2 protein-coding genes are annotated in these 2,676 nt (G+C 37.7%); both read left to right on the forward strand.

Annotated features, from left to right (window positions below):
- Window positions 1–357: 357 nt before the first annotated feature.
- The gene (locus R3333_RS13950; RefSeq protein WP_318959383.1) at window positions 358–1,257 is read left to right on the forward strand and encodes a hypothetical protein; all 900 of its coding nucleotides are present in this window, start codon (window positions 358–360) and stop codon (window positions 1,255–1,257) included.
- 80 nt (window positions 1,258–1,337) lie between these two features.
- Window positions 1,338–2,624, forward strand: coding sequence for a D-glucuronyl C5-epimerase family protein (locus R3333_RS13955; RefSeq protein ID WP_318959384.1), 1,287 nt, complete (start codon window positions 1,338–1,340; stop codon window positions 2,622–2,624).
- The last annotated feature ends 52 nt before the right edge of the window (window positions 2,625–2,676 follow it).

Consider the following 2,676-nt stretch of genomic DNA (forward strand, 5'->3'; position numbering starts at 1 on the left):
CCTTAGGAGGACTAGGAATTTGGTCATTAATTGATATTATCCTTATTGCTACAGGAAATTTCAAAGATAAAAATGGTATCCCTGTTAAAAATTAAATAGTTTAGAAAAGCGGTGTAGAGCCGCTTTTTTTTATGCCTTTTACTTAAGTAAGTATAGGGCAAACCGCCGGGCTTTCCTTCCAAGGTCAGTTGCCAAAACAAAGCAATCGGTAGCGCTCAAGCTTCTTAGGTCGCTTTATCCCTCCTCGTTTGCCTTTTTTCTTTTGTCTGCCCTCCCTTTCCATACTATCCCTGTTTGGATTCCCTTTGCTCCTTCATGAAGTTTCAACTAACTTTGCTCCCGAAAAATACTCGCTGCATGTTTAGATTAATTATTATACTCCTAGGTGTAATTCTTATTCCATTGAATTCTCTAGGACAAGATTACGCTTGGTGGAACGAAACCCACAATTGGGATGGTTACACCCCCTGGTACGATTACATCACTACCAACACTGCCCACATGGGACCGAATGCCCTCCCTGTACCTATCGTTAATCAAGGAAGGACGCTGCGCAACGCAGAACTTAAAATTGGAACAGATTTACACTTTTCGCCGGGTGATAACACGCAAAATAGCAATACTTCCTTTTACCTCCCTCTTCACACGCCTAAAGTAGGGCTGCAAGTACAAATAGTACCTTTCGAGTTTTACCAGACAGATACTGCTACAAGAAACTTGCGCGCCGCAAGAGGTGAATCGGGTAAAGGTTTTGCAGTAGGCGATTTTTATGTCGGAACCTATGTACAAGTTATCGAAAACCATCGTTTCTGGCCAGATATTATGCTTTCCATCAACCTAAAAACAGCATCAGGATCCAAACTTTCCGACGCACGCTTTACAGATTCTCCAGCCTACTTTATGGATCTGTCTTTTGGTAAAAACTATTCCCTGAACAATTCTCAAACCACCACAATAAGACCTTTTGCTATGGGAGGTTTTTACGTTTGGCAAATGCATGGAAACGCACAACAACAAGACGATGCATTTCTCTACGGTTTAGGTGTAAAACTCACCCATAAAAAACTCATTTTTCAATCCACCCTTGCCGGGTATTATGGTTATCTCAACAACGGAGATAGACCTTTAGTGTTTCGTGCTAAATTAAAAACGAACTTAGACCGTCAATTAAATTACTCTTTTAGCTTTCAAAAAGGGCTACACGACTTCCCGTTCAACACTTTTTCAATTAACTTAGTAGCCAACTTTCACAAATAAACTGAATACAAGCAACCCTCAATAGAGTTGTTAAGTATTTACAACTAAACGGAAACAATCAAATTTACACACCTAAAAAAATGATAATCTTTCGAAAAGAACTCCTCAGCCTACTCACTTTATTTCTATGTTTGAACTTTACCTTCGGTCAAACCCTAAAAAGATATTCTTGTATCGTAGACAGAATTGATCTACATGAGATGGAAGGAAACAGAACCCTTGATTCAACGGGAATTCTACTGTCCAACTACAGGTACCACCCCCTATCAATTTCTCAATTTGGAGTATTATCTTACTATTACTTTAAAGACACAGGGGATAGTATCTACTATAAAAAATGCGTGGACCAAATCAAGTATTTTAAAGACACCTCAAAAGTACATAGCCTATTCAACGGTAAAGGAATGGGGCTTCCGTACAACTATAATTTTTGGGATTTAAAAGCGCCTTGGTATTCTGGCATGACGCAAGGTTATGCAGTAAGTTATCTTTTGCGTTATTACGACCTAACCCAAGATGAAGAAGTACTCCCTATTATTGAAAAAGTAGCTTATGTTTTACTTCAGAATCAAGAAGACGGAGGCACCATTTCAAAAACTCCAGAAGGTTATACCTGGATAGAAGAATACCCCAATTCGAATCGTTCACCACAAGTTCTCAATGGATATATTAATGGTTTAATTGGTTTAAAAGAGTATTGTGACTTCCACCCCAACGATACAATGGCCAAGCGTATCTTTGATGAAACCTACGAAGGTTTTACCAATAGTTTACACCATTTCGACACCCACATGTGGAGTTATTACAACCGAAAAAACAGAGGTCTTAGTAATAAATACATGCGTTACCAGATTTACGAAATGAAACATCTATATGAGCTTTTCGGCGATGAAATCTTTGATAACCAACGAAGAATTTGGAGTGTCATGGCGAATAAGAAGTATATCAAATCCAAATCAAAAGCTTATAAATTTCCGAATCATGACCTCGTATTTCCGGTAAACAAAATAAGTGACAGTTTATTGGGAAGAATTTTACCTTCTCCTCTCGAAGTACACAAAGAAGATCAACTTTATAGCTCAACACTCCAACTAAGTAATAGGGAAAAGCGTAAAATGAAACGTAAAATGAAAACAGAATGTTTGTTTACACCACATACAGACTCCCTTAAAACAGCTAATTATTTAGAAATCCATCACTCCACGTTTAACGCTCAGTCTAACCTTGCGATATATCATAGAAACGCCAAAAATAAACTCGTCCCATTAGCAACAGAAATAATAGCTACCAAAGGAAAAATAAAAATATCTTTTGCGTTAACTGAAGTATCAGATCTAGTTATCGGATTGCAGGGATTCAATCTATAGGATAGTAACATTATTGAATATGATTTTTTCAATACAACATTAGAGAAAGCTC

This window comes from Lishizhenia sp., from assembly GCF_033720595.1.
Classification (GTDB): Bacteria; Bacteroidota; Bacteroidia; order Flavobacteriales_D; family Crocinitomicaceae; genus Lishizhenia.

Coding starts and splice junctions, on each gene's coding strand:
- R3333_RS13950 (WP_318959383.1), top strand. CDS start 358: ATGTTTAGATTAATTATTATACTCCTAGGTGTAATTCTTATTCCATTG.
- R3333_RS13955 (WP_318959384.1), top strand. CDS start 1,338: ATGATAATCTTTCGAAAAGAACTCCTCAGCCTACTCACTTTATTTCTA.